23 protein-coding genes are annotated in these 26,887 nt (G+C 47.7%); 15 read left to right on the top strand and 8 right to left on the bottom strand.

Going from position 1 to position 26,887, the window contains the following annotated elements; genetic code table 11:
• Positions 1 to 8: 8 nt before the first annotated feature.
• The 4 genes from AAAA73_RS00210 to rfaE1 are packed head-to-tail and all read right to left on the bottom strand — an operon-like array spanning position 9 to position 2,860.
• On the bottom strand, positions 9 to 503 hold the full coding sequence (locus AAAA73_RS00210; RefSeq protein ID WP_340596123.1) for a hypothetical protein: 495 nt from the start codon (positions 501 to 503) through the stop codon (positions 9 to 11).
• 32 nt (positions 504 to 535) lie between these two features.
• Positions 536 to 1,423, bottom strand: coding sequence for an aminoglycoside phosphotransferase family protein (locus tag AAAA73_RS00205; RefSeq protein ID WP_340596122.1), 888 nt, complete (start codon positions 1,421 to 1,423; stop codon positions 536 to 538).
• 22 nt (positions 1,424 to 1,445) lie between these two features.
• The gene (locus tag AAAA73_RS00200; protein ID WP_340596121.1) at positions 1,446 to 1,826 is read right to left on the bottom strand and encodes a DOPA 4,5-dioxygenase family protein; all 381 of its coding nucleotides are present in this window, start codon (positions 1,824 to 1,826) and stop codon (positions 1,446 to 1,448) included.
• Positions 1,827 to 1,831: 5 nt separating this feature from the next.
• Complete coding sequence (rfaE1, locus tag AAAA73_RS00195; protein ID WP_340596120.1) at positions 1,832 to 2,860, bottom strand: D-glycero-beta-D-manno-heptose-7-phosphate kinase; 1,029 nt, start codon at positions 2,858 to 2,860, stop codon at positions 1,832 to 1,834.
• Between the two features lie 105 nt (positions 2,861 to 2,965).
• Here rfaE1 and AAAA73_RS00190 point away from each other — a divergent pair, with 105 nt between their 5' ends.
• Together AAAA73_RS00190 and AAAA73_RS00185 are read left to right on the top strand one after the other, a co-directional pair.
• On the top strand, positions 2,966 to 3,874 hold the full coding sequence (locus tag AAAA73_RS00190) for an alpha-ketoglutarate-dependent dioxygenase AlkB (protein ID WP_340596119.1): 909 nt from the start codon (positions 2,966 to 2,968) through the stop codon (positions 3,872 to 3,874).
• A gap of 74 nt (positions 3,875 to 3,948) precedes the next feature.
• Positions 3,949 to 4,794, top strand: a complete 846-nt coding sequence (locus tag AAAA73_RS00185) for a S1 family peptidase (protein ID WP_340596118.1) — start codon at positions 3,949 to 3,951, stop codon at positions 4,792 to 4,794.
• A 13-nt stretch (positions 4,795 to 4,807) separates the two neighbouring features.
• Here the strand turns inward: AAAA73_RS00185 and AAAA73_RS00180 are convergent, their stop codons facing one another.
• Together AAAA73_RS00180 and AAAA73_RS00175 are read right to left on the bottom strand one after the other, a co-directional pair.
• Complete coding sequence (locus tag AAAA73_RS00180) at positions 4,808 to 6,547, bottom strand: GMC family oxidoreductase (RefSeq protein ID WP_340596117.1); 1,740 nt, start codon at positions 6,545 to 6,547, stop codon at positions 4,808 to 4,810.
• Between the two features lie 68 nt (positions 6,548 to 6,615).
• Complete coding sequence (locus tag AAAA73_RS00175) at positions 6,616 to 8,331, bottom strand: hypothetical protein (protein ID WP_340596116.1); 1,716 nt, start codon at positions 8,329 to 8,331, stop codon at positions 6,616 to 6,618.
• A gap of 113 nt (positions 8,332 to 8,444) precedes the next feature.
• Here AAAA73_RS00175 and AAAA73_RS00170 point away from each other — a divergent pair, with 113 nt between their 5' ends.
• From AAAA73_RS00170 to AAAA73_RS00145, 6 genes are all read left to right on the top strand, one after another.
• A complete protein-coding gene (locus AAAA73_RS00170; RefSeq protein ID WP_340596115.1) occupies positions 8,445 to 9,719 on the top strand; it encodes a Glu/Leu/Phe/Val family dehydrogenase in 1,275 nt (424 codons plus the stop codon).
• A 60-nt stretch (positions 9,720 to 9,779) separates the two neighbouring features.
• Positions 9,780 to 10,766 carry a quinone-dependent dihydroorotate dehydrogenase gene (locus AAAA73_RS00165; protein ID WP_340596114.1) on the top strand — a complete coding sequence of 329 codons (987 nt, stop codon included), beginning with the start codon at positions 9,780 to 9,782 and terminating at the stop codon, positions 10,764 to 10,766.
• On the top strand, positions 10,753 to 11,211 hold the full coding sequence (gene mutT / locus AAAA73_RS00160; RefSeq protein ID WP_340596113.1) for an 8-oxo-dGTP diphosphatase MutT: 459 nt from the start codon (positions 10,753 to 10,755) through the stop codon (positions 11,209 to 11,211). The genes AAAA73_RS00165 and mutT overlap by 14 nt, the downstream gene beginning before the upstream one ends.
• The gene (locus AAAA73_RS00155) at positions 11,199 to 12,314 is read left to right on the top strand and encodes a hypothetical protein (protein WP_340596112.1); all 1,116 of its coding nucleotides are present in this window, start codon (positions 11,199 to 11,201) and stop codon (positions 12,312 to 12,314) included. Before mutT ends, AAAA73_RS00155 begins: the two co-directional genes overlap by 13 nt.
• A gap of 17 nt (positions 12,315 to 12,331) precedes the next feature.
• Positions 12,332 to 13,594: a glycosyltransferase family 4 protein gene (locus AAAA73_RS00150; protein ID WP_340596111.1), complete on the top strand. Its 1,263-nt coding sequence runs from the start codon at positions 12,332 to 12,334 to the stop codon at positions 13,592 to 13,594.
• A 90-nt stretch (positions 13,595 to 13,684) separates the two neighbouring features.
• Positions 13,685 to 13,969, top strand: a complete 285-nt coding sequence (locus AAAA73_RS00145) for an HU family DNA-binding protein (protein WP_340596109.1) — start codon at positions 13,685 to 13,687, stop codon at positions 13,967 to 13,969.
• Positions 13,970 to 14,028: 59 nt separating this feature from the next.
• Here AAAA73_RS00145 and epmA read toward each other — a convergent pair whose 3' ends face one another.
• Together epmA and AAAA73_RS00135 are read right to left on the bottom strand one after the other, a co-directional pair.
• Positions 14,029 to 15,240 (bottom strand): EF-P lysine aminoacylase EpmA, encoded by a 1,212-nt coding sequence (gene epmA, locus AAAA73_RS00140; protein ID WP_340596108.1) that lies wholly within the window; start codon positions 15,238 to 15,240, stop codon positions 14,029 to 14,031.
• 53 nt (positions 15,241 to 15,293) lie between these two features.
• The gene (locus tag AAAA73_RS00135) at positions 15,294 to 15,530 is read right to left on the bottom strand and encodes a hypothetical protein (RefSeq protein ID WP_340596107.1); all 237 of its coding nucleotides are present in this window, start codon (positions 15,528 to 15,530) and stop codon (positions 15,294 to 15,296) included.
• Positions 15,531 to 15,886: 356 nt separating this feature from the next.
• On the opposite strand from AAAA73_RS00135, the gene AAAA73_RS00130 reads away from it, so the two are divergent.
• The 7 genes from AAAA73_RS00130 to AAAA73_RS00100 all read left to right on the top strand — a co-directional run bounded on the left by AAAA73_RS00130 (position 15,887) and on the right by AAAA73_RS00100 (position 26,857).
• Positions 15,887 to 17,311, top strand: coding sequence for a TldD/PmbA family protein (locus AAAA73_RS00130; RefSeq protein WP_340596106.1), 1,425 nt, complete (start codon positions 15,887 to 15,889; stop codon positions 17,309 to 17,311).
• A gap of 1 nt (position 17,312) precedes the next feature.
• Positions 17,313 to 18,650: a TldD/PmbA family protein gene (locus AAAA73_RS00125; RefSeq protein WP_340596105.1), complete on the top strand. Its 1,338-nt coding sequence runs from the start codon at positions 17,313 to 17,315 to the stop codon at positions 18,648 to 18,650.
• Positions 18,651 to 18,660: 10 nt separating this feature from the next.
• Entirely contained in the window at positions 18,661 to 18,984 is a 324-nt protein-coding gene (locus AAAA73_RS00120; RefSeq protein ID WP_340596104.1) for a DUF4286 family protein, read from the top strand.
• Between the two features lie 69 nt (positions 18,985 to 19,053).
• Positions 19,054 to 19,518: an actin-binding protein gene (locus AAAA73_RS00115; RefSeq protein WP_340596103.1), complete on the top strand. Its 465-nt coding sequence runs from the start codon at positions 19,054 to 19,056 to the stop codon at positions 19,516 to 19,518.
• Between the two features lie 267 nt (positions 19,519 to 19,785).
• Positions 19,786 to 25,224 (top strand): beta strand repeat-containing protein, encoded by a 5,439-nt coding sequence (locus tag AAAA73_RS00110; protein WP_340596102.1) that lies wholly within the window; start codon positions 19,786 to 19,788, stop codon positions 25,222 to 25,224.
• The gene (locus AAAA73_RS00105; RefSeq protein WP_340596101.1) at positions 25,224 to 26,144 is read left to right on the top strand and encodes a LamG domain-containing protein; all 921 of its coding nucleotides are present in this window, start codon (positions 25,224 to 25,226) and stop codon (positions 26,142 to 26,144) included. The genes AAAA73_RS00110 and AAAA73_RS00105 overlap by 1 nt, the downstream gene beginning before the upstream one ends.
• A gap of 56 nt (positions 26,145 to 26,200) precedes the next feature.
• Positions 26,201 to 26,857, top strand: a complete 657-nt coding sequence (locus AAAA73_RS00100) for a hypothetical protein (RefSeq protein ID WP_340596100.1) — start codon at positions 26,201 to 26,203, stop codon at positions 26,855 to 26,857.
• Positions 26,858 to 26,887 lie beyond the last annotated feature (30 nt).

Raw genomic sequence — 26,887 nt, 5'->3', positions numbered from 1 at the left:
CTGGCGGTTTATTCGGCCACCTTAACCAGATCAGCCTCGTAATAGCAGGCTTTCGCAAGTCTTCCCGACCGAAGTGTTTCATCATCCAAGGACACCACAGCACCACGCTCTGTTTGCTTTAAGCGAATTCGAACCCCTTGTTTGTTCCCAACGGACCAGGTTCCGCGAACGTTCGAAGCCCAGCCTTCTCCACCATAAGTTACGGCAAAGGAGCCCGCAGAATCGCGATCATTGCGAGTTTCATAATTCATGACCGAATGTCTGACTGATTTGTGCGTGGAAATAAAATGAACCATGTGCGACTCAAACTTGGCTTCACCGGGTTTTACAGTGATCCCTTTAAGACCACTAAAGCTATAAAGAAGACAATAGTTGTTGTTTACTTCTTTGATACGAGGCTTACCCTCGATCACATAATTTCCCATAAACGAATCAAAGGGATCTGCTGCATACACTTGTGTGCCGGCAATTAGAAATAGAAAAACCGCTGCGATGAATTTCATAGGATGCTCCCTCAGTTAGAGGGTTCATCACATCAGGATCGCAATTCCTGGGCAACCAAAAATGGAATGCCAAAAAGCTTTTTCGTATCCCCATAATCCCAAGCTGTTGAAATCATTGCCGCAGCAAAGGCCCACGACTTCATTCGCTGCATGTCGAAGTTGAGGTAGTCATTGAGAATAGACATACGACGATCCAAAGTTTTTCTAAGGGGCCGATTTGTAGGATACGCATCCAAAGGATTGTACATCATCACAGCCATCTCGAATGTCGGATCTCCAATGTAGCCGTGAGGATCAATGACCTTCCACGAACTCTTATGTTTCAGAATATTGTCGTGATGAAGATCCCCATGCAGCAGACGATCCTGACTGCGGTCAAATGTCAGTTCGCTGATAATTCCGCGGGCCTTGGAGAGCATGCGTGAGTCCACAGCTCCCTCCAAAACATCCAGATCCTTGGCAAGTTCTGAGATATGCTTGAATGCACCACTGATGATCGAGCGCGAATTCAGCTCATGAATAATTCCCGCAATGACGATTGTTTTCTGATCATCATCCAGGTCTTTGTTGTGCTTTAAAGTTTCACCTGGCGTCAGCCTCTCCATCATTGTGGCGCCAAGATTTTTATCTGTTTCAAGTACCTGCGCCGCCACACCGGAAAAGTGCCGCAACCACTGACGTTCGCGGTCCAAAGACTCAATATCGCAGCCAGTTTTTATAACAACTTCCAACCCATCAGACTTTCGTTTCGCAGTACCTACAAAATGAAATGAAAGGTTGTCCAGCGGCTGAATTGGCTCCAGCCCCCAAAGCTTTTCGATTTTAAGAAGGTGCTCTGGCAGCTTCGCAAGCCACAGCTCCCCCGGAGCTTTCCAGGTGGTCACAATATTTTTATACAGATTTGAATCAGGAGTGATCAACCAAGGCTCCCATCCATAAGGCTTAGTCTTTGAATGCCTCTAGCTTTAATTCCACAGGTTTGCCCAACCACATCGCCGCCTGCGTGTGATCGTACAAGTCATCACCAGCGAGTTCGTGCACCAGGACCGACAATTCGCCGCGCTCGTGCATTAACCATAGTACCACATCGGTGAATTTCTCTCTGGGGAAATTAATCTCAAACATGGGCGTTGGATGGGGACCAATTGGTTCAGGAATCAGCTGTCCTGTGAAGACCTCTTGATCTTTGAATGAGACAAGAGCCTTCTCGCGCAGTTCTTTTGCGAACTCCATATCATCATTTGTGAAGTAAATGTGTGCATCAAACTGACGCGGAAATCCCTCGGGCAAAAGTTTTGAATTAACTTTGTACGCCTTTTCCATGCTGGTTAGTGGACTTCGTTGATGTATTCGATCAGCTCTGGGATTTCACATGGAACGCAACCGACTTTACCGACCACAACACCTGCGGCGTTGTTGGCTAGCATGCAGCTATGAACCAATGAAAGACCACTGACCATACCCAATGAAAGAGCAGCAATGACAGTATCACCAGCACCCGTCACGTCGAATACTTTTTGCGCGTAAGTCGGAACTTCAGTGATTTGCTCGCCCGAGAAAATCGTCATACCGTCTTTTCCACGAGTCAGAACCACTTCTTTCGCCCCTGTGATTTTTTGCAGAGCACGGCCGACTTCAACAACCTTGTTCGGATTGCCTTTCAAATCGTCGAAATCCATACCCGTCAACACAACCGCTTCGTCGTAGTTTGGCTTGATCAAATCAACACCCAGATAGAATGAACCTTGATTGTTGCGATGTGGATCGACCATCAGTTTTTTGCCGGCTTTTTTGCAAATCGCAGAAACTTTCTCGACGACATTTTTAGAAACCACACCTTTTGCATAGTCCTCGATGATCACACAGTCCGCTTGACCGACATGTTTTTCAACCATCGCCAGCAATCGCGTTTCAGTTTCCTCAGACAGATATTTTCTTAGTTCGCGGTCAACACGCACGATCTGCTGTTGCTTTGCCATCACACGGGTTTTACGCGTTGTTGGACGAGCCTTATCAACGATCATGTATTCCCAGCTGACGCCGCTTTTTGCGGAAAGCTCTTTCAACATGTCAGCACCCGTGTCGTCCCCAACAACGGAAACCATCATCGGAGTACCACCCAGGCTTGCCACGTTTTGTGCAACGTTGGCAGCCAAGCCCAAACGCATGTCTTCTTCTTCCACGTCCAAAACCGGAACGGGAGCTTCCGGACTGATACGACGCACCTGCCCCATCACGTACTCATCCAATCCCACATCCCCGATAATGAGGATTTTTCTGCCTTTAAGGGCCGGGATCTGTTTGATCAGAAGTTCTTTTTCTTGAGGTCCAAGTTTGGCTTGTACAGGTGCTGTCATTTTTTCACTCCCAGAGCCATTTTTAACGGATTGCGTGGAGGCTGTCATCCCTTTCGCACCACGGCTATTGGCATCAAAAGCCCCTTTATGTTAAATACCTGCCCTATGTTCAAATCCAAAGGCAAATCTCAGGGCAAGGGTCCTGCTTTTAAAAACAATTCCCGTGGGAACAAACCCGGTCTTCGCAATGGCGAAGAGCGCAAATCCACGTCTAATTTGATTTACGAGCAGAACTACATCACGGCCCGCGAAAAAGACGAGATCCTGAAGTACTTGAACACGCTTTATCCCATCTGGGAGATGCGCTATTCCAAGAACAACCCGCCGCCTGAGAACCAAAAACAAAGACCATTGTTGCGCCCGGTTTATTGGTTGGGCAATTGGCAGTTTGCGTGCTTGAACTATTACCACCCCCCAAAGGGAATCTATAACCGCTGCGTAACGGGTGAACGTTATCCTGCGGTCCTGGAAAATCTGGTAAATAAAATTGAAAGCTTAGTGAAAGAGAAATTCGATCCACGCGATATCCCTCGCGGTTGGACTTTGAACACCTGCTTGATTAATTACTATGGCAACCAAATCCAGGAAGACGGTAAAAAAATCGATTGCGCCCGCGTGGGAGAGCATAAGGATTTCGAACCAGGTCCGGTGGCTTCCATTTCTTTTGGTGAGCGCGCTTTATTCCAATTCGTATCAAGTAAAGGCACAGAATCAAAGTCCGACGTGGTATTGCAACAGTGGTTGGATGATTGCTCATTGCAGATCTTTGGTGGCGAAAAATTTAAAAAACAACTTTTCCACCGCGTTCAACGTGTCGAAGACAAGTCGGATCTAAATTTTCCGTTGAACGAGATTAAAAACTTCGAAACCAGAAGAATCAACTTCACCTTCCGTTATGTTCCTGACGAGCACATCGTGCCCTTCAAAAAGCTATCCAGCGAAGCACAAGAAGATGTCTTGGAGTACATGAACAAACTCGCCGAAAAATCCTCGTTTTTCAAAGCACAGCTGTAAATATCAGAACTCCCTTCGTGGCCCAAATCGGCATAAAAATTGGATGCCTGCTTATGACGGATGGAGGATCGACCATGAGACGCAACCTATTGAAGCAAGTGACCAAAGTGTTTACAAAAGCGCCGCCTAGCGCGTCACTGCCTGCTTTAGCAGCACTCTTGGCCGTGATGGCAACTCTTGCGACTCCTTATTCCCAAGCCATCGTAGGAGGAACTGAAGTTGCTGCGGGTGACGTTCTCGCTAACAAAGTTGTTCTAATCCTGGGTACCACTCAAACCGGCGGCCGCGGCTATTGCTCTGGAACGATGATCGACAAAGATATCGTATTAACAGCTGCCCATTGCTTTGAAACTGTTATTAAAAATTACTATGTTATCCCGAACATCAACATGTCCCCTGATTCAGGATACGAACGAGAGAAGTTCAATATCCCAGTCACCAAATGGGTAATCCATGAAGACTATGACAAACCAGACGCAAAGGTATTTTCCGATATCGCGCTTTTGAAACTGGAGCGCGCAGTGCCGGAAGAATACACCCCGGTTAAATTTTATGACGGGAAATCAGAAGCGGCACCGTTCGCTATTTTAGCCGGCTTCGGCAAAACAAGCGAATCGCGCATCGATCAAACTTATTTGAGATTTACCGCTAAAGAAAACCGCGAAATTCAAATCGACTACAAAGGTCAAATTGGAACCATGATCATGTCCAATGGACAAATCAAAGGTGCCTGCGAGGGCGACTCCGGCGGCCCGGTGTTCTATGGAGTGAATGGTGAATTCCAACAAGTGGGTATTATTTCAACTACGGTAGGTCCCGACATCATGAGCACCTGCAGCGGCCTTGTGATTGCGACACACTTGCCACGGTTCTTGCCATGGATTGAAAAAAACAAATCCCTTTTAAATGAACAGAAGTAAGCAAGACCCCGCATCAGAGAAGAATCTTCTCCACCGCGCGCTCAGCAAGGGCTGAAATCGTTAACAGCGGATTCACCCCGAGCGCCGTCGGAACAATCGAACCATCCAAAACATAAAGCCCTTCGTGCAGACTCCCATCAGACTGATAGACCTGCCCCAGGTGATTTACCACGCCGCTTGCCACCGAATCCGCCATCACACATCCCCCCAGGGGATGCACCGTCATCAGATTTTTTCCACTGATTATTAACGAGCGCGGATTCATCACGAAGTTTCCACCCAAGGCCCGCGACTGCGCCTTCATCGCGCGGTCGATGGTATGATAAATCGGATCATGCTTGACCTCAGGCCAACGCAATCTGATCCTCCCCTTGCGATCCAGTTGCAACTTTCCATTGGCGCGATCATGTCCCATTCCCAAATAGACCATTGAATAATTGAGTGCACCCTTTTCAATGTCCTTGGATAACGTAACATCACGACTGACACGCACGAAACGCGCCCAGGAAAGGCGAAACTTTGCAATTCCCATAGCCAGACGCAAAGGTACTGTCAGGGCTCCGGGAAATGTTCCTTCCTCGATAATAAAGCGATCAAACAGATTCTTGCGTTTGCGATAGTCAGCAATTGAATAGATAACAGCACCCGGTTTCATGTTAACTCTTACCTGACTGGCAGAGGCATACCCAATCGCATTGGTGCGAAAGGCCGTATTGAATGAAAGACCCAAAACATCACCATTGCCGGAAAAACGTCGCCCCAGCATAGAGGACAAACTCAATCCCCGACTTCTCGAGTTCAATAGCAATTTCGTACTCCCCATCGTGCCCGCAGCCACAATCACGCATTCGGCACGTATGACTTTGTGGCTCCGTCGTCCTTCACTGGAAGTATGCTCACAATGAATCAGATAGTCTCGGTCTGCCCTTTTCTCAATTCGCTGAACTTCAATCTGTGTGAACAGCTCCGCACCACGATTTTTTGCCAGCGGCAGATAGTTCATATTCAAAGTATTCTTCGCTCCGGTGTTGCAACCAGAACAACAGTTCCCACAGCCGATGCATTTGGGTTGAGTGATGCCCGTTTGCTGTCTTTGCTGACCGGAAAGATTAACTGCTATAGGAGGAAACTGAATAGCCGCACCCATCTTGTGAGAGGCAATGACATGTGCATTTACTTTGGAACTCTCCATGGAGTCGGGATCGAAGGATTGACCCTGCAACATCGCCCGCACGCGGGAATAATACTTTTGAAACCGTCCGGAGTTCACTTCCTGCACGAGAGCCTTCGGCCACTCTGGACTGCGAATCGTTTCGCTATCCGGCTCCACCAACGCCCCAGCATTGATCAGCGAAGTCCCGCCCAGTCCATTTCCATTAACAACGTCCATTTCCCGATTGGCATGTATTTCAAAAAGTCCAAAAGGATTTTCATCACACAATACATCCTGACGAATATCGCGGAATTTTTCCATAAAGCTTCCTGGAGGTCGTTCGGGTCCCCTCTCAAGAACCGCCACCGCCCGGTGACCGGCAAGCCTTGCGGCACTGATGGCGCCACCATAGCCGGAGCCAATCACCACCACCTCATAGCGCTCGCGCAAATCTGAAACTGGACTGGCGAGTCTGCGATAGTTCACATGGACAGGCACTTCTTTTACCTGCGGTTCTGCTTGCGCGGTAGACGTGGAAAGCGCGCCCAGCAAGCTCCCCAGAACTCCAGATTTAAGAAATTTTCTGCGCCCATTATCCATTCAACAAGAAAACCGCATATGGGCGCACAAAGAAACAGTCCCGAGATCAAGACTGCAAAAAAACAGAACTATTTGGCAACAGACCAGCTGATCTGAAGATTCGGCTTACCAGAAATATCCACCATTTTGACCTGAAGGTTTTGATTCACCCAACGGACGATCATGTCTTTTTCCGAGGACGATAATTCTGCGTTCATAAAGCGGAAGTCAAATTCCGACAGGGGTAAACTCATGCTCAGGGACTTTTCCTTGCCTTTGGAGTTTTGCAAAAGAATTTCCAGATTCACGAAGTTCTTTTTCTTTCCGGGTTCATCGACCTCGTAAGTCACTTTCGTCGTCCCGGTAAAAAAGCCATTCCACTCATCATCGGACATTTCCACATTCAACTTGTTTTCACGCATTTTGAAATTCGGCGCGTGTGACAAAACGTAGGACTGCAAAAGCGACGTCGACATTTTCCAGTCGTATGCCACCGGCAAAGTACAATGATAACCTTCCGGAAACTCAACGACGCGAATATTGCGACTGTCCACCTTCATGGATTTATTAGCCAGCATTTGCGCATTAATTGAATACGGCACCATCATGTCGTTATCCGTGGCCCAGATAACAACGGGCTCTTTGACATCCTTGTAGTACGGCCAGAAATCATTCAACGCCCAGAAATTTTCCCCGTCCTTCATGCCCGGGGGAAGCTTCACTGAAGACATGTAAGACAATCCACCATGGTAAGTTCGCACCACTTCGGAAACGGCTTTCTGCAGGTATTTGAAACTCTCGTACTGAACCACACCAGGAAGTTTGTCTTCAATACCGGACAAACGACGGCGCCCCCACAGATCAATAAACGCCGAACGAACACCGCTTCCTGTCAGGCTTTCCATGGTCGGTTTCAAGTTCACCACCGGGCACATCGCAAGGAAACTTTGGATAAGTGGCGCACTGGCCGGCGAATTATACTTATTCAACAACGAGGAAAACAAAACTCCGGGACCACCCAAACTCATGCCCATCACATGCACGCTGTCGACCAATCGGGAGATTGGCTCCAACGGATTTCGCAAAAGCTGCGCAATCAGAATGTTTTGAATCCCCTCATCATATCCACCGAAAGAAAACTGGCTGTTGTTGGCAATGAAGTCGGCACTGGTCAGATTTTCCAATAGCAGCACGTTGAAGGGAGACTGTTCAAACAGCATCATCATCCAGCCACGCTCGGGCCTGAAATCCTCAATACTTGAAAATATTCCGGATCTGAAAATAACCAACGGACGACGTTTGGTGTCCCCTTTTAAAGCCAACAATCCTTTCAGTTTTACGTTTCCTGGGAGATTAATTACGACTCGACGAAGAAACGGGTGATCCTGCGGCTCATAACGCATCGTTAGATAACGACGGACATTCACCATCTCCCCTAGATCTTCTGTCTGCAGCTCAGCCCCGCAATCCTGGATGTACTTTTGCATCAGACCGCCCTGCATTTGAGCGGAAACGGAAACTCTTGGATCTTGTAAACGCGATGACCAAAGAGTCGTGTCGCACTTGTCTGTCAGTCCCTGTCCGGCACCAGTTGGCGTCCAGCCTAGGATACCTTCGAATAGAAAGTTCAAAACCGCTGGATAACGCCCCGGCGCGTCGGCAAGAATAGGATTGTCACTTGATGGAAACCAAATGCGCGGACTTTGAAACTGCTCAATAAACGCCTGCTGTGGCGACGCGGATTTCTGTGCAAAAGTGAAAACTGGAATAGCTGCGATGATGAAAACAAATAGACAACGAGACATAGGTCTAATTGTGGGTAAAAAGAACCACCGAGTCATCAGCTATTTTTCCCGGGTGACACTGAGTATTTACTTCATTAAACTGCGACGGTGTATTTTTAAGGAGACACATTATCATGGACCACAAGATTGAGCCCTTGTATGACGGGCCTTTGTTCCGCAACGCTATCCAGACTCTAGATGAATCCGCAAAAATTATTAACTGTGATCCTAACGTTCTTGAGCGCCTAAAACGCCCACGTCGTTGCATCACTGTATCTGTACCAGTTCGTATGGACGACTACTCTGTGAAAGTATTCACAGGCTACCGCGTTCAGTACTCTCCAACTTTGGGTCCTTACAAAGGTGGTATCCGTTACCATCAAAACGTGGATCTTCAAGAAGTTGTTGGTCTTGCGGCTTTGATGACTTTCAAAAACTCAGTACTAGGTCTTCCATTGGGTGGCGCAAAAGGTGGTATCACTGTTGATCCAACTAAATTGTCACGCACTGAAAAACAAAATCTGACTCGTCGTTATGCTTCTGAAATTGGCCCATTCGTTGGACCAACTAAAGACATCCCAGCTCCAGACGTGGGCACTGATCCACAAACAATGGCTTGGTTCATGGACACTTACTCTCAAGAGCAAGGTGGCTTTGCGCAACCGGGTGTTGTAACTGGTAAACCAGTTGAAATCGGTGGATCTTTGGGTCGTAACCACGCTACAGGTTTGGGTGTTGTTTACGTAGCTGAAAAAGCATTCGAAGTTTGCAAAATGAACATGAGAGGCTCCACTATCGCGATCCAAGGTTTCGGTAACGTGGGTTCTTTCGCAGCGAAATTCGCTTACGACCGCGGCGCTCGCATCGTGGCAGTTTCTGACGTTTCCGGTGGTATCTTCAACGGTGACGGTCTTGATATCCCTGAAGTACTTGAGTACATCAAAGCTCACAAGTTCTTGAAGGGCTATCCAAAAGCAACACCAATCAGCAACGATGACTTGCTGGAAGTTAAATGTGATGCTTTGTTCCCGTGCGCTCTTGAAAACCAAATCGACACTCACAACGCTGAAAAAATCCAAGCGAAAATCATCGTTGAAGGTGCGAACGGTCCTATCACGAATGCAGCAACTAAAATTCTTTCTAAACGTGGCGTGTTCATCGCTCCAGACGTTATCGCCAACGGCGGTGGTGTAATCGTATCTTACTTTGAATGGGTTCAAGACACGATGGCATTGTTCTGGGACGAAGAAGAAGTTAACTCCAAATTGAAAGTCCTGATCACTAAGGCTTTCGACAAAGGTTACTCAATGGCTCAAGAGAAAAACGTCGACATGAGATCTGCCGCGATGGCGGTTTCAGTTCAACGTCTTGAGAAAGCGATGCTTCTCAGAGGTTTGTACCCTCGTTAATTCGAAGAGGTGGGTTTTACGACCCACCTTTTTTTTTGCTTTTTTTCCGGAGACTTTATCATGCGCCCTTGGCTACTGCTTCCACCCAAACTTGCACACGATATCAACGGCTACGCCCTGCCCGCTCTCTCTTATCTCTACGGCGGCAAAACCCCGCGATGGAACTCCTTCACCTGGAGAGACATGACCTTTGCAAATCCCTTGGGAATTGCCGGAGGAGTGGATAAAGATGCTGAACACCTGAGCGACTGGTGGAGACTGGGCTGCGGTTTTGTGGAAGTTGGAACTGTGACGCCGCAACCTCAAAAGGCCAACCCCGGTAAAATCATGGATCGCGATATGAAGCTCACGGCAATGTGGAACAAAATGGGTTTTCCCAGCCACGGTGCCGATGAAGTTTTCTATAATCTTGCTTCCTATGCCCCAAACTTCAGAACACCGGTGTTTGTGAATATCGGAAAGAACCGCCAGACACCAAACGAACACGCTGTGAATGATTACCTGGAACTGGTGGACAAGCTTCGTCCTTGGGCCGACGCTTTTGTCGTGAATATCTCAAGCCCCAACACTCAGGGTCTGCGCGAACTGCAAAAGAAAGAAAATCTGGGAGCACTGTTAAAGCCAATCATCGACCGTGTTTCACACTTTGAACCCACTCCGGTCCTGGTCAAACTAAGTCCCGATATGCCTGAAGACGGATTGGCAGAAGCCGTTGCAAACTGCCAGGAACTGGGAGTTGATGGTTTCGTGTTAACCAACACGACTCTTTCCCGTCCCGCTGGATGCCATTTTCCGAATGAAGGCGGCCTCTCTGGGGCTCCCTTAAAGGATCTTTCTCAACGCGCATTGCAAATTACTGTTCAAACTTTAGGCAAAAAGCGTCAAGGAATGCTGATAGTAAGCGCTGGGGGCATCTTAACCCCGGATGATGTCTTTGAAAGATTGCAAATGGGCGCAGATCTTGTTCAAATTTACTCTGCACTCGTGTTTCATGGACCTCGTTTTTTCCACGATGTAGCAGCTAGAAGGAAAGATGTCGGCAGATAGTGTTGAGTTAAAACCAAGAAAACCAAAAATCCGCAAGGGTCATTGGATTCCAGTCGTTGCGGGATTTTTGCGCAAAGATGGAAAAATCTTGGTCGGTCAACGCCCTGAAAACAACTCCCTTGCAGGACAATGGGAATTTCCCGGTGGAAAAATCGAAAGTGGTGAGACACCTGAACAGGCCTTGGCCCGCGAACTCGACGAGGAGCTTGGAATTCAGGCTGAAGTCGGTGAATTGAAGCTGGCCTGCACTCATTCCTACGGAGATGTAGGGATTCTCATATTGTTTTATGAAATCCTATATTGGAAGGGCGAACCTCGCGCTAAACATCATATGATGCTTGAGTGGATACATCCGGAAGAACTAAAACACCGCAATATCCCTGAAGCCAATCGTAAGATCCTTGACCGGATTTACAAAGCCTTGGGAATTGAATGGCCAAAATAATACTTGTCAGTAAAAACTCAAACGGTACGACTTGGCACTTGGCGCAGTCTCTGCGATCCCAACAGCATGAAGTCACCGTACTGACCAGTCACGGCGAAATACCCCCTGAAAATACCAACGGCATTGAATTCATGGGCTACTTTAAAAAGTGGTCCCTTTTGGAAGGTCTTAAAATCATCCCGGGTCTTTTCGGGATGCAGCCTCATATTTTGCATTTGGTTTTGGAAGACGATCGCATGAATGCAGCACAGGTGATTTTGTCGACTTACGCGAAATCACATCCCAACTGCGTTTTGACGACGACTCTATTGCATATCAAACGAGGCCTGAAAAAAACCAATCCGGTTCGTTACCTGGTTGAGGAAAGTGATGTGATCACCTTTCCCACGGTCGAATCCCTGGCGCAATTGCGCGGCTTGAACGTTCGCTCACGCCAACAGGGGCGCGGAATACTGCCACCCGCTTTGAACTTCAAAAACCAACCCGAGCAACTGGAAGAATTGGAAGAGTCCGAAGCTCAATTGCTGGCGAATCTAAACTCTCAAGACTTCTTTATTATGCCGTTTCGCGAGGGCAGTTTTAAGCCGGACTCAGAACGCTTTCAGCATCTGCTGATGTTGGCTCGCAAGCACAAAGTGATTCTGTGGGGCACCTACACTCACTGGTCATTGCGAGAAAGAAAGCAGTTTGCAAATTGGATGGAAAAGAATGCGTGCGGCGACCGTTGGATCGTGACCGGTAGCATTTCCCCGCAACTTTCCAAGATTCTTCTGGCAAAAAGTGCGGCCTTTGTTATGGCAGGACAACAGTTCACTCCACCAGAAATGACCGAGTACTACTTGCGCGCCATTCAGGCTCAATCGACTTTGATCTTGGATTCCAAACAAACCAGCCTGCACGCGGATATCTGGAAAAACACAGTGAACTGTTGGGTACTGAACACCCAAAGCCTTCGCAAGGAATTGGACAAGCTGTTAACTCGCTCCAGTTTCAATCTTCCGGAAGCCTTAACAGAGGATTGGGCCCAGAGCAGTCATATTGTGGACTCGTCCATGAATGAATTAAACCGACTTTACAATCGGGCCTTGGCTTCCGCGAGATAGTCTTTTAACCTAAATTCATGTTCGCAAAAAAATCTGCTTTGCCAGAAACCCTTAACATTTGCCTGACCTCACATCGCTTTCCGATTTTAAGTCGGGCAACTGATCATGGATTCCTATGGCCCATCGCTCGTGGTCTTGCGCGCGAGGGACATAAGGTCACGGTTATTTCTGCGAACTCTCCGTTGAAAAAACCAGAAATCACCCGGGATGGCGTTCGCGTCTTTTATCTGAATGAAGGCGAAAAAAATCTGGCACATTTGCGCTTTCAAATGGCCGTGCGCCAAAAGTTCATGCAGCTTCATCGCGAGACTCCCTTTCATATCGTTCATAGCATCGACAAATCAGGCTATCGCATTGGCAATCGTAAAGACGATCTGAAAATCGCAATGGCCTATGACGTGGAAGCGACTCAAATGTCGCAGTTGTTTGCGATCCTTGCGATGAAACAGGAAACTCTGCCAAGCATTTTGACCACGGGCTTCGCGACAGCTTATAAGTTTTTAACGACTTATTATGGTGGGGATCGTCAGCTTCTTTCCACAGCGGATGGGATTTTCGTAACCAATCCTCAGCAAAAGATCATTCTCGAAAGATACTATCTGTACCCTGACTATCACACTTACACGGTTCCTTATGGTATTGATTTGGGGGATTTGACCCCCAAGGAAAAATCTCTGGAGCTACGGGCAAAGTTAAACCTCCCGGAAAACTCGCACGTCGCGGTCACCATCAATGACATGACCGATACCGCGGAGATGATTCCTTTGCTTCAAGCCTTTGAAAAAGTCGCGATCAAAAAACCCAACAGCTACCTGATCGTGGTTGGAAACGGTCCGAAATTTAAAGACATTGAATACCAGGTTTTAAATTTAGCCCTGGGCAATCGAGTGATTCTGGCCGGTGCGATTCCAGCGGCGGAACTTGAGGATTACATTGTTTTGGGCGACGTTTTCATCAATATGGGTTCACGCAGTACCGGTTTTGAACCTTCCACCCTGGAAGCCATGGCTCAGAAAAAAGTGGTTATGGGTTCCGAAGTTTCCCCCATTGCCAATATTATCGAAGATGGCCGAGATGGGTTCTTACTTCGCCCGGCGGACGTCGATTCCATCGCAAACCTGCTGGTGGAGATCTTTTCGGGCACCATGCCTGCGGACGAAATCGGCGAAAGAGCGCGTCAGCGCGTCACAGATCTGTTCGATACCGGCAAAATGGTCCAGTCCGTCATTGATGCCTACCGTAAAATCCTTCTCAACACCGGAATGTATAAGAAGCAATGAGTTAAATCATTGAAAAGTGGTAGTCAGCCCCCACACACTCTGTATAATCGGGAGTGTTATCAATACTTTATGTTCTAGAGGATCTGGACGATGACTAAAGCGGATTTGATTAATTTGATCTCTGAAAAAGCAGGCATCACTCGCGTAAAAGCAGAGACCGTGGTGAATACAATCTTCGACTCAATGGTTGAGGCGTTGATGCGTGATGACCGTATCGAAATTCGTGGTTTTGGTTCATTCGTAAATCGCCAATATGGTGCCTATAAAGGTCGCAATCCTCGCACTGGCGAAATCATCAATGTTGATGAAAAGAAATTGCCATTCTTCAAAGTGGGCAAAGAACTAAAAGAAGACATCAACGGCGGCAAAGAGTAGTTTTCACTCTGCCAAGTAAAGAAAAGGGACCAGAAGGTCCCTTTTTTTATTCCCGAAATCTATTTTGGAAACACAGTTATTTCCGAAATTTTTCTGATTCCGTGCAAAGCCATGAAAAGGCGTTCGACACCTAAAGCAATACCACCACTTGGTGGTAAACCCGCATCCAAACACGCAAAGAACTCCTGATCCAAGGGGATCATTTCTTTGTGGGATTCCAGTTTTTTTTGCAGATCTTCCTCGGATCGTTGGCGCTGTACCGTTGGATCATTGAGTTCATGAAACGCATTGCAAAGTTCTAGTCCCTGCCAATACGCCTCAAAGCGATCTCCCCAACCATCCGAAGTCAAACGAGCCAAAGCAGCCTGGTATGGAGGATACTTTTCGACAAAGATCAGGTCCTCGCCATGCAGTTGGGATTCAATTTTAGCCATGAAAATCAGGAAGAAAAAATCGTCGATGCTTTCTGCACTATGTACATCGACATTTAATTTGTGAGCTAGGTCTTTAAGTTCAGCTTTGGTGGTTTCCGGAGTCAGATCAAAACCGCAATGGATTTTGAACAGCTCTGCCACCGAATAACTTAAAATCTGCCGAGGAGGTTGGAATTTCAACACCTTCACCAGGTGCTGAACCAGATCAATCACATCTTGCTTGATGGTGACCAGATTGTCGTAAGCACGGTACCACTCCAGCATCGAAAACTCCGGCTGATGACGTTCAGTCACCTCACCGTTTCTGAAACACGGAGCAATTTCAAATATCTTTTCTGCCCCCAAAGCCAGGGTCTTTTTTAAATGAAGTTCCGGACTTGTTGGCAAATAGAGTTTCTCTTTACGGGAGCCGACTTTAAGTTCGGTCGCAAAAACATCCAGTGCCGGCTCTGTTCCAGGACAGACCACCAACGAAGGAGTTTTCACTTCGATGAATCCTTTACGGCGGAAAAAGTGACGAACCTCTTCCACGTACCGATTCCATTTTTCCAAAATGTCTTTGTTATAAGTGCGCTTTGGCAAAGCTGATTTATTAGGCGCCAACAGAATCACTTCCGTCGCAGAAACAATCGCAACGATATCCCCTTCAATCAAAAACTCTGATTGCGGAGGCGCTTTTTCAAAAGAAATGATTTGTTCTTCCTGATCGCGAATCAAGGTGATCTCAAGACCATCCTCTTCCCGTTCAATTCGATAAATTCTTCCCGCCGCCTTCGCATCAGCGGGCATCGCGGGATAAGACTTCCAATGTTGGTTTAAAAAAGTATTTCTATCCAAAGTCTTTGCAGATTAAAGGTACGGCCTTACTTTGGGTAGCAAGAGTGCGTCACCTACTGGCAAAGACCCTGAGAACGAAGGCTGCCAAGCTCAGAAGTGATGGCTTCAAGGTTGTCAGCTCCATAAAGGACTTCGTCCCCTGCCGTGATCCGGTGTTTAACCCAGAAACCCTGATAAATTCCTTCGCTGCTCAAGGCGCAGTTTGATTTTTCAGCCATCACCGCCGCCGGTGCCCAGCTGGCCATCATCGTCAAAAGCAAAGTTGTTGCGAACGCTAAAAGAATTCTCATGGTTTCTCCCTTCTCCCCTCACCCTAATTGGCTCCGGGCATCTGATACCCATTGAGTAAAGCAAACTCCTTGCCAATCATATTTGGTCAGTTTGACACCGAGATTTGAAGTTTGTGTGAAGACATATTGAAATTTGTTTCGCAAAACACAGTTCTGGACCCCATGGCCGAAGGCAAATCCGGAGTCACGATGCACCAGAGACCAAAAACGGCGAGACTTTGAATATTTTGCGAGCACCAAAACCCCTAAAAGCCAGCTGAGGTTCTAATCTGCTTTCTCGGGCCCTAAAAGATTGAGTTTTTCGCTCTCTTCCGCTATTGGAAGTAGCGAATTCTACTCAGGAAAAAGGGGCGATAATGCTTGATTTGCACAAGGCGCTAAATAACTTAAAAGGCTCCGTTGATTGGGCTCAACTTCGTTTGGTTTCTGAAAAGACCACTTGGCGCGTGATCCGCAATGAACAATTTGAAGGCAGTGATATCACTTTTGAAAATGGTTTGATGGTTGAGGTTCTGGTAAACGGACACTTTGGCTACGCTGGAACCAGTGATCTGACTTCTGACGGCGTTAAGCGTGCATTTGAAAAAGCAAAATTGATGGCTCGTCAGGCTTCTTCCTTCAAGGTCCATGACTTTTCTGTTTTGCAAAGACCCGTGGCCCAGGGCAAATATTCTTCGCCAGTGGTTCGCCCAATGGATTCCTACTCTGCCAAAGAAATAACCGACCTTTTCATCGATGCGACACGCTCCATGAAAGTTTCTGATAAAGTTATCAACCGCATTGCGATGGCAATGATTATCGATTCCGAATTCTCTGTGGTCAGTACTCATGGTTCTGACGTTCACCAAAAGTTTTCAATCGTCAGCACAGACTTCAATGCCACGGCAATGGATGCTGGCGAAGTTCAACAGCGTTCTGAAAACGGCGGTCTTGCCCGTTGTAACCAAATCGGCGCTGAGGTTTTTGATCGTGCTTCTATTTTGGAGCGTGCAAAAGTTATCGGCCAAGAAGCGGTGGAATTGCTTTCCGCTGAAAACTGCCCTTCTGAAACTTTGGATTTGCTGATTGCCCCGGATCAAATGACTTTGCAGGTTCATGAATCCATCGGTCATCCCCTGGAATACGATCGCATCCTGGGTGACGAAAGAAACTATGCCGGCTGGAGCTTCGTAAAACCTGACGACTTTGGCAAACTTCAATACGGTTCAAAATTGATGAACGTGACTTTCGATCCAACAATTCCGGATGCAATGGCGTCTTATGCCTTTGACGATGCCGGCAGCAAAGCCACGAAAGAATTCCTGATCAAAGATGGCGTTCTGTTGCGCGGCCTGGGCTCTTTGGAGTCTCAAGCTCGTTTGGGCTTGCCAGGTGTTGCGAACTCTCGCTCTTCCAGTTGGAATCGCGCCCCGATTGATCGCATGGCGAATATTAATCTTGAGCCGGGCACATCCAAGCTTTCTGAAATGATCGCATCAGTGGAGCGCGGTGTTTTCATGCACGCAAACAAATCCTGGTCGATCGATGACTACCGCAATAAATTCCAGTTCGGTTGCGAATACGCGCAATTGATTGAAAACGGCAAACTGACTAAAACTTTGAAAAATCCAAACTACCGCGGCACCACTGTGAAGTTCTGGAACTCACTAAAAGCAGTCAGTGAAAACCGCGAGACTTACGGCTCCCCTTTCTGCGGCAAGGGTGAACCGAATCAAGTGATCCGTGTGGGTCACACAACACCATACTGCCTGTTCGGCGGTATGGAAGTGTTTGGGGCGTAATATGAACTTCATCGAATCCACGCAAAAAACATTCAACTCGATTGCTGATACCGTTTTCGCCAAACTTCAATCTGGCGAAGAGGCAAACCTAAATTTGAACGCGGAAGACTCGGTCTTTATTCGTATCAATAACAACAAGGTTCGCCAAAACACACACGTTGAACAACGTACGATCAGCATGCAATTTCAAAAAAACACTCGCACCTCGAAAATCACTTTCGATATTACGGGCGAGTCGGCATCAGACACCGCACGCGCTTTGGAAATTCTTGAGATGGCCCGCACAGAGTGCGGTCTTTTGCCTGAAGATCCAAAGCAAGTTCCCATGCGCAACAACGGCACCAGCAGCAACTACATCAAAGGCAGTCTTCTGACTCACGAAGAGATGTTTGAAAAGTTGATCAGCCCTGCAGCTGGCAGCGACCTTGCGGGTCTTTACTGCGCAGGACCTCGCGTATCTGCCAATCGCAACTCTGCGGGGCAGAATCACTTCTTCGCAACTGACTCATTCTTTATCGATTACTCCTTGTACATGGGTGAGAAAGCCGTCAAAGGCATCTACGCCGGTACGACTTGGAATCAGGACGAGTACGCTGCGAATTTGGCGCAAAATAAAAATCAGCTGAAACTAATGGATCGCCCTAAAAAAGTTTTGCCGCCGGGCCCTTACAAAGTCTATTTGGCTCCGGGAGCAGTAGCCGAGATGGCTTCCATGTTCTCTTGGGGCGCTATGAGCTACAGCGCTTACAAGCAAGGTAGCAGCCCACTGCAAAAACTGGCGGATAATGAAAAGTCCCTCTCTCCGTTGTTTTCAATGCGCGAGAATTTTTCGACAGGCTTAACTCCGCCGTTTAACTCGCTGGGTGAAGTGTCTGCTGAAAAAGTGGATTTGATCAATCAAGGCCAACTGAAAACATTCCTGATCTCTTCCGGAACTGCGAAAGAGTACGGCGTAGACGGAAACTTAGCAGGCCCAAGTGAAGGTCCCCGCGCTTTGGAAATCATGCCGGGCACTTTGGCCAAAGAAAACATTCTGAAGGAACTGGGCACCGGTGTTTATCTTTCCAATCTGCACTATTTGAACTGGTCAGACCGTCCTACGGCACGTATTACAGGCATGACTCGTTATGCGTGCTTCTGGGTGGAAAATGGCGAGATCGTGGCGCCGATCGCTGATATGCGCTGGGATGAAAGCCTGTATGAAGCTTTGGGTGAAAACTTGCTGGCAGTGACAAACTTCCAGGATATTGATCCCACTATCGACACCTACAACTCCCGTGCGTGGGGTGGCAAAAAATTGCCGGGCTTATTAATCAAAGATTTTAAATTTACTCTTTAGGAGATTTTAGATGGTTACTTATATCGTACAAACAACAGTTCAATGGGAAGCTTATGATGGGTACGTTGAATGGTTGAAAAATGAACACATTGCAGAAATGCTAAATGTACCGGGCTTTATCAGTGCGGATCTTTGCCTTCGCAAAGGTGGCGCTATGGAGTCTTCTGCCAAAGAACTGCGTGTAATCTACAAAGTTAAGGACGAAGAACACATCAAAACCTATATTTCTGAAAAAGCCATGGAACTTAGAGAAAAAGCTCTTGAAAAGTTCCCAGGCCGGTTTTCTATCAATCGTGAAGTTTGGATGGATACTTTCAGTTTTACGTCAAAATAACAGTTAGAGACTTTTAATTCGGGAGTCACGGGTGTAAAGTGATTTCCGAGCTCTTGAAAGGAGACGATCATGTCATCTGCAACTTTCCAAAAAATGTTGAACAATCTTTCAAAGAACAAGAACGTACAAAGCCTTCTTGAAAACTTCCAGACTTTGAGTGAAGAAATCAAAAAGCGCGAAGGTGACCTTAAAGGCAAATTCGACAAAACCAAAGAACAAAAGGTCGAGCAAGCTTGGCAGAAGTATCAGGAGATCGTAAAAGTTCTTTCTGCTTCTGAAGAAAAGCTGGAAAAAGAAGTCAGCAGCACAATCAGCAAAATTAAAAAATCCGCTGATGCGCTGGAAAAAAACATCCAGGTAGCCAAGAAAAAAGCGATCGTGCAAAAGGCAAAACTGGAAAAAGCGTTGTTCAAAAAAACAATGACTGCAAAAAAAGGTGCCGCAAAAACAGCTAAAAAAACTGCTGCAAAACGCCCTGCCAAAACGACTAAAAAAACAGTTCGTAAGGCTACTAAGAAGGCTACTCGCAAATAATTGCATTTCATTTTGATACAGCCCTTGGTCGAGACGTTTCCCAAGGGCTTCTTTTTTTTTCACCAAATCTTATTAAATCCATCCCACAGTTCCAGAATGCCATTCTTGAAAATACGAACCATTTTTTGATTTCATTCAAGTAACAAACCTTAACTAATTGAATTCACATACCGATAAGTACCCCAGAACGTTTTTTTAACGAGTTTTTAACAGGGACGTACCATGCAAATCGGTAAAAAAATCTTAGCAGTAGGATTGTTTTGGGGGGTGATTACTTTAGTGTTCACTGCGCTCGCCTCCCCGCAAAAACTCACCTATCAAGGGCGCATCGTTGATTCACTGGGAAATCCTTTAAACTACAACGATGTTACATTCCGTTTTCAAATCACTTCCACTGATGGCACATGCGTTTTGTATTATGAAGAACGCCAACATGTGAACATGCAAAACTCCAACGGTATTTTCGATATCGCAATTGGCGACGGCACAGTTATATACGCGGTAGGCGGAGCCAACAAACTTTCTGATTCTTTCATTAATGGTATTTCCCATGCATGTCATGGGGGCGGCACTTGGAATGCCACTTCAACTTCAGAGCGCCTCCTTAAAGTTTCTTTTCAGGATGCAACGGGCTGGCAGGAAATCACTCCATCAAATACGATCCGTTCAGTTCCTTTTGCGATGACATCTTACAGTGCACAAACACTTGCAGACAAAGGCATCAACGACTTCCTACTAAAGGATGCACTGTTAATTTGCAATGCCAACGAAGCACTTCGTTGGACGGGAACGGCGTTTGCCTGCGTACCAACATCCACTGGGTCAATCACTGGCGTAACTGCTGGAAGTGGACTTACTGGTGGTGGTACTTCTGGAACTGTCACCGTTTCTCTTGGTAACTCTGGTGTGACTGCAGGAACTTATGGTTCTGCGACACAAGTACCGGTTGTTGCCGTCGATGCTCATGGTCGCATCACTGCAGTTACGCCGACGACGATTTCTGGAATTGCACCGGGCGGCTCTGCGGGTGGTGACCTAAGTGGCACATATCCAAATCCGACTGTGGCAAATGATGCCATCACTGGTGCAAAAATCGCCAATGGTACAGTCACTTCAGCCGACATGGATTTCACCGGAACGAATGTCGCAACTTCAAATATCGTTATCAAAGATGCGACCGGAAAATTTGCAGAGTTTGCCTGCTCGACAGTGGGTCATGTTGCAACTTGGACTGTGGTGGGCTGGGGATGTCAGGCTCCATCAACTACGGACGCATCAAAACTTCCGTTGGCTGGCGGTACGATGGCTGGCGCCATCGATATGGCCAACAACAACATCACAAATATCGGTTACATGACGATGGCGGCAAACCGCAGTCTGCATGTCTCCAACAACTCATCAGATCCAAGCTTAGTTGGCGCTGATGCCGGTAAAATCTGGTACAACTCCACATCCAATGAACTCAAATACTGGAACGGCTCTGCTGCTATAGCGGTTGGTTCCACAGGTGCTGCGATCACTGCATTGACTGGTGATGTGACTGGGACTGGCCCAGGCTCCACGGCGACTACAATCGCAAATAGCGCTGTGACCAATGCTAAAATGGCTAACATGCCTTCCTATACTTTGAAGGGCAATAACACTGGATCTGCTGCGGCACCAAGTGACGTAACAATTGCGTCGCTTCAAGGTACAGGGGCCAATCAGTTTGCTGCTGGTAATGACTCGCGTATTACGGGCGCACTTCAATCCGGTGCCACTGCTGGTGGTGATCTGACTGGTACATATCCGAATCCAACAGTTGCTGCGGGCGCAATCACCTCTTCAAAAATCGCTGCTGGCACTATCATTGGTTCGAACATGGATTTCACGGGAGTCAACGGTGCCACAACCGGCATCGTGATGAAAGATGCTTCCGGCAAATTCATAAACTCCACTTGTTCAACGGCGGGCCATGTTCCGATGTGGACTGCTTCCGGTTTTGTCTGTCAGGACCCTACGAACTTCGTCATCACATTGAATGACGGTTACATTTGGCTTGGTAATGGTTCCAACGTCGCAACTCCAGTTGTTATGAGCGGAGACGCTACTATTTCAAATGCAGGAGCTCTGACTCTTGCGACTGTTGCAACAGCTGGCACATATACCAAAGTGACAATCGATGCAAAAGGTCGTATCACGACGGGTGCAAATCTGGCAGCTGGGGATATCACTGCGGCATTGACGTACACTCCTGTAAACAAAGCTGGCGACTCAATGACGGGTGCTTTGGGCCTTGGTAACTACACAAATGCGACTGAAGCAACATTGGTGGCCGGTTTGACTGCATCTGATGAAGGTCGCACATGGTATAACGCTGATACCAATCAGGTTAAATACTGGAATGGTTCTGCGGCGACAGCACTGGGTGTTTCTGGTGCGGGTTTGACTTCGTTGAATGGTCAAAACGGTTCAACACAAACTTTCGCAACTCCGGTTACAAACACGGGAACAGCTCCAGCCTGGTCTTCGGCTTCGAATGCTCACACTCTGCAAATCCCAATGGCTGCTGATGCCGGGGTTACAGCAGGTCTATTAAGCAAGACTGATTACGATTCATTCGCTGCGAAGCAAGCAGCGGGCAACTATGTGACAGCACTTACTGGTGATGTCACAGCTTCTGGTCCTGGCTCCGCAGCTGCAACAATTGCTGCTGATGCAGTGAACAGTTCTAAAATCGCTGACGGCACAATTGTTGGCGCGGATATGGATTTTACTGGTGTCAATGCAGGCACCGCAAACCTGGTTATCAAGGATTCCACCGGCAAATTTGCAAATTTTGGTTGTGGAACTTCCGGTCACGTGGCCACTTGGTCTGTCACAGGCTGGTCTTGTGCTGCTCCAACTGCAGTTTTGCCAACATTGAATAATGGCACAATGTGGATTGGTAACGGATCCAATGCTGCAACGGCTGTCACAATGAGTGGTGACGCAACGATTGCCAATACGGGCGCGCTGACGTTGAAGAACACAGGAACGGCGGGTACTTACTTTAAAGTGACCACGGACGCCCAAGGTCGTGTGACTTCGGGTACTGCTTCCTTGGCAGATACAGACATTCCAGATCTTGATTGGTCAAAAATCGTGACTGGAAAACCAACAACAATTTCTGGCTATGGCATTACGAATGCAGTTCGAAATGACGGTGGGGCTCCAAGCATTGGCTCAGGTTTGTTTTCAAGTCTGCCTTCTGCAGGAGTTTCAGGACGTCTTTATGTCGCGACTGACACGAAGAAAATCTATTCCGACTCCGGAGCAGCATGGAGTGTGGTCGGTGAAACAGTTTCAGTAACAGGATCCAATGGAGCCTTTATCAACGGTGGTAATTCCTTCGGACAAACTGCCACAATCGGGACAAACGACTCTTATCAATTGGCGATCCGAACCAACGGCACTGATCGTATCACTGTTGATACTGCAGGTAATGTCGGGATCGGTGGAGCACCTGCCTATAAAGCTCATATCAGAAATGGTGTGTTGGCGGTAAAAGGTGACTCTGGATCATCCAATGCTCCTTCAACTGAATCCGTTGCTTCTTTCGACAGAGAAGCTGTTGGTGGTGTAGGTATTAATATGTACACCATGAATGCTCAGCCAGCGACGATCTACTTCGGTAATACATCAAGTGCGCAACAAGGATCCATTAGATACCAAGTGGATGCCGCAACTCCGGCAAACCAATACATGTCTTTCCGAGTAAATTCCGCAGAAAGAATGCGTATCAACTCGTCCGGCTATGTGGGAATCGGCTCGAATAATCCGGAGTACAACCTGGATATTCGTCAAACTGATGCTGACACGGGCATCAGCGTTACCAATTCCGGATCTACTGCGGATCGCTATCCTCAATTCAGAGTTTCCAACTATATGGGAACTGCTGGTACAGGTGGCGCTCCGCAATTTGCGGTCATCAATTCCCGTGGCGATACAACCTCAGGTCCTACGCCGGTACAAAACAACGATGCTCTGGGTGAGTTCAACTTCTGGGGTGGTAAGAATGCTGCCTGGGGTATTGGTTTGGGCGCGCAAATGCGGGCAGTCGCAACTCAAAATTACTCGAACACTGCTCACGGCTCCGCTCTCATGTTCTCTACCGTCACAAGAAATACAACGTCCTTGGACGAGCGCATGCGATTGGACGACCAAGGCCGAGTGGGTATCGGCACTCCGACTCCCGGCTATACGCTTGATGTTGTTGGTGACGTAAATATTACGGGCAATTTCAAAGTGAATGGTACGAACATCGCCGCTGGCGGCGGTACGATCAGCGCCTTAACTGGTGATGTAACAGCCAGTGGTACAGGCTCAGTTGCAGCTACCATCGCAAACAGTGCCGTGACCAATGCAAAAATGGCGAACATGGCAGCAAATACCTTGAAAGGTAATAACACCGGCTCTGCTGCTGCTCCAACGGATATTACCATCGCAAGTTTGCAAGGCACAACAGCAACCACTTTTGCTGCAGGTAATGACTCTCGTATCACGGGCGCAATGCAAAGTGGTGCGACTGCGGGTGGAGACCTGACCGGTACTTACCCGAATCCGACGGTGGCGACCGGTGCTATTACTTCAGATAAGATTTCCAATGGAACTATTATCGCGACAGATATGGACTTTACTGGAGTTCTCGCAGTCACTTCTGGAATCGTGATGAAAGATTCCACTGGCAAATTCTATAATGCAACTTGTTCGACTGTTGGCCATGTTCCGACATGGACAGTAACCGGTTGGGATTGTGCCGCTCCGACAGTGACCGCATCCAGCTTCGGAACACAAACACAGAAAACATTCCTGGCAGCCCCAACTGGAGCTGACGGCGCAACTTCATTCAGAACGATTGCTTCAACAGATTTGCCAACTACGGGCGCATCCGGCGTGTTTGTTAACGGCGGTAATGCATTCGGTGCCGCTGCGACTGTAGGTACGACTGATGCGAACTCTTTGACAATTGGAACTAATAACTCTGCCCGCATGACTATCTTGTCCAATGGTAAAATTGGTGTCGGCGAGACAAACCCAACTTATCCATTTGAAGTAAACGGCGGCACCGCTGGAACCTATACCACATCCACAATCAGCACTGATGGTAATTTACGTATTGGTGGCTTTGACTATAACGGCGCCACAGGGCGCGGGGTTTTGATGGCCAAAGTCCATGACGGAACAAACACACACCGCGGTTACGTTTATTTTGGAACACCAGCGGGAGCAGGCCCTGCCCTGCAAATGAGAACCGCTGACCAATCAAAATCCGGCAGCATTCAAGTCGTTAACAGTGATGGTCACTTAAGCTTCCAGACAAATGGTGATGAGCGCATGGGTATCTCTTATACTACTGGCGTGATTACCACCACGGCGGCCGTTGTTTCGACGACGAACACCGTTGCTGCGGCTGCAGTCGATCTTTCCAAGAGCAACGTGCATACGTTGGCCTCTGTCGGCGGCACGGCCATCACACTTTCTAATATGCAAAATGGTGGTAACTATACTCTGGTTATTCAGGATGCAACATCACGTACCTATACGTTCACGGGGTGTAATACTTCAAAATTCCTGCCACCGAACGGTCCGACAGTTGCGAGCACTTGGTCGACTTATAACATCCTGACTATCGCAAATGGTGGTAACTTTGATTGCGTCATCACTTGGGCTACAGGGTATCAATAATGAGTAAGTGGCTACTGCTGACTCTTTTACCGATCGCAGCCCAGGCTCAAATGGGTTTGCAAACCGGAGCCATGCAGGATTCTGGCACGGGCGGTGGTCGATGTGTCGCCGCTTATCGATCTGCGTGGATACCGCAAAATAATTCCGTAGCTGCCATCTGGCACCTGGATGGGACCGTCGGCGCAGTGGCCAACTCTTCGGTTCTTCCCACTGGTTTCACCGGCGGGCCCACATTAACTGCGACAATGGCTGGATCGAATTTAAGTTACGCGAACTCGTCCATAACGACTTTAAAACAAATGATCACAGGCAATGGAAACGCCAATGACGTCATCAAAACAACAAACACCACAGACCTTGCCGACCTTCCGGCACTCACGGTGAGTATGTGGGTAAATATGGCGTTCCCGTCCGGAAACAATCAGCGTTTGTTTTACAAAAGCGATGACAATTCATCGCGAGGTTACTTCTTCGTTTTTCGCACTGACGGCTCACTGGATTTTCGTAAAGTTCACAGTTCATCAAATATGGAACGTCAGTCATGCCCTCTGTCTTCAACATATTGGGCTTCAAAAACCTGGCATCACCTCGTGGTGACTTGGGATGGAACTTCAAACTACACAGGCCTCAAATACTATTTGGACGGCACTGAAGTGGTTCACACAGGTTCAGATCCCCGGTTGACAGGAACTTGCACCAACCAAGCCTCCTATGGAGGTTACGCTACAGGAGCCAATGGTACCGGCGGCTTCAATTTAGATTCCGGCTACCCGTTTATTTTATTCGGTAAACCTGCTTCCACAGGATCAAATCCCAATTCCAACTCCCTCACCGGAAGTATGGATGAAGTCGTCGTCTGGAATAAAGCTCTGACCGGAGCTGAAGTAGCCACACTTTATAAACACCAAAAGTGCAATTAGACCAAGGGACGGCGAGCATTGCCCACCAGAGGTTCGTTCGGATAAAATAATCCGGAATGAACAAGCATGTGCGATTCGGCCTGAAGTACTCGGCCATTTTTATTTTCACTTTCATCCTGACAGGTTTCTTGGGCCTGGGTGCCGCAGCCTACATTGGCATCAGACACTTTCACAAAGAAGCGCCGACTGATCCGAACATGAATGAAGTTGCAAAGATCAGCGAAGGCTACCTTGCGGAAATTGGTACCTTCGAGGGTCTTTTTGCTCAAATTCAGGGCAAAAAAATGCCCCCTCTTTGCTCCACCATCTGCAACCCTGTGGGACTTGATGAAGACGAGTTGATCAACGGAAAAACCGACTATCTGGTCAGCTATTACAAGGAAACCGGCAACCGCGCGTTTAAGGATCCCCTTTTCCGCTTTAAACTGGAACAAATGTCCCTGGTCTCCCGCACTCTGCCACCTTCAATGCGCTCAGTTATGAACGACATTTTGAAAGAGGAAGGACGCGAGTCTAAAAGCAAAGTCTGGCTGGCCCTGCGACTGGAAACCACTCTTTTGGCCAATCTTCCCAGTCTGTCCACCCGTTTAAATTCATTTAAAGAACAAACCGAGCAACTTGAACAGTTTCGCTCGCTGATAAAGGCCTGTCATACAGGCACAAGTCCCAAAAAGGTTTCCTCACAATGCGAATCAAGCCTGTTTAGGCTATAATCGGCATATTGCCTTGCATTAGCGCCCTTG

Source organism: Bdellovibrio sp. GT3, assembly GCF_037996765.1.
GTDB lineage: Bacteria > Bdellovibrionota > Bdellovibrionia > Bdellovibrionales > Bdellovibrionaceae > Bdellovibrio.
Note: the sequence above shows the minus strand (reverse complement) of the source record. Positions and strands in the feature narration are given on the sequence as shown.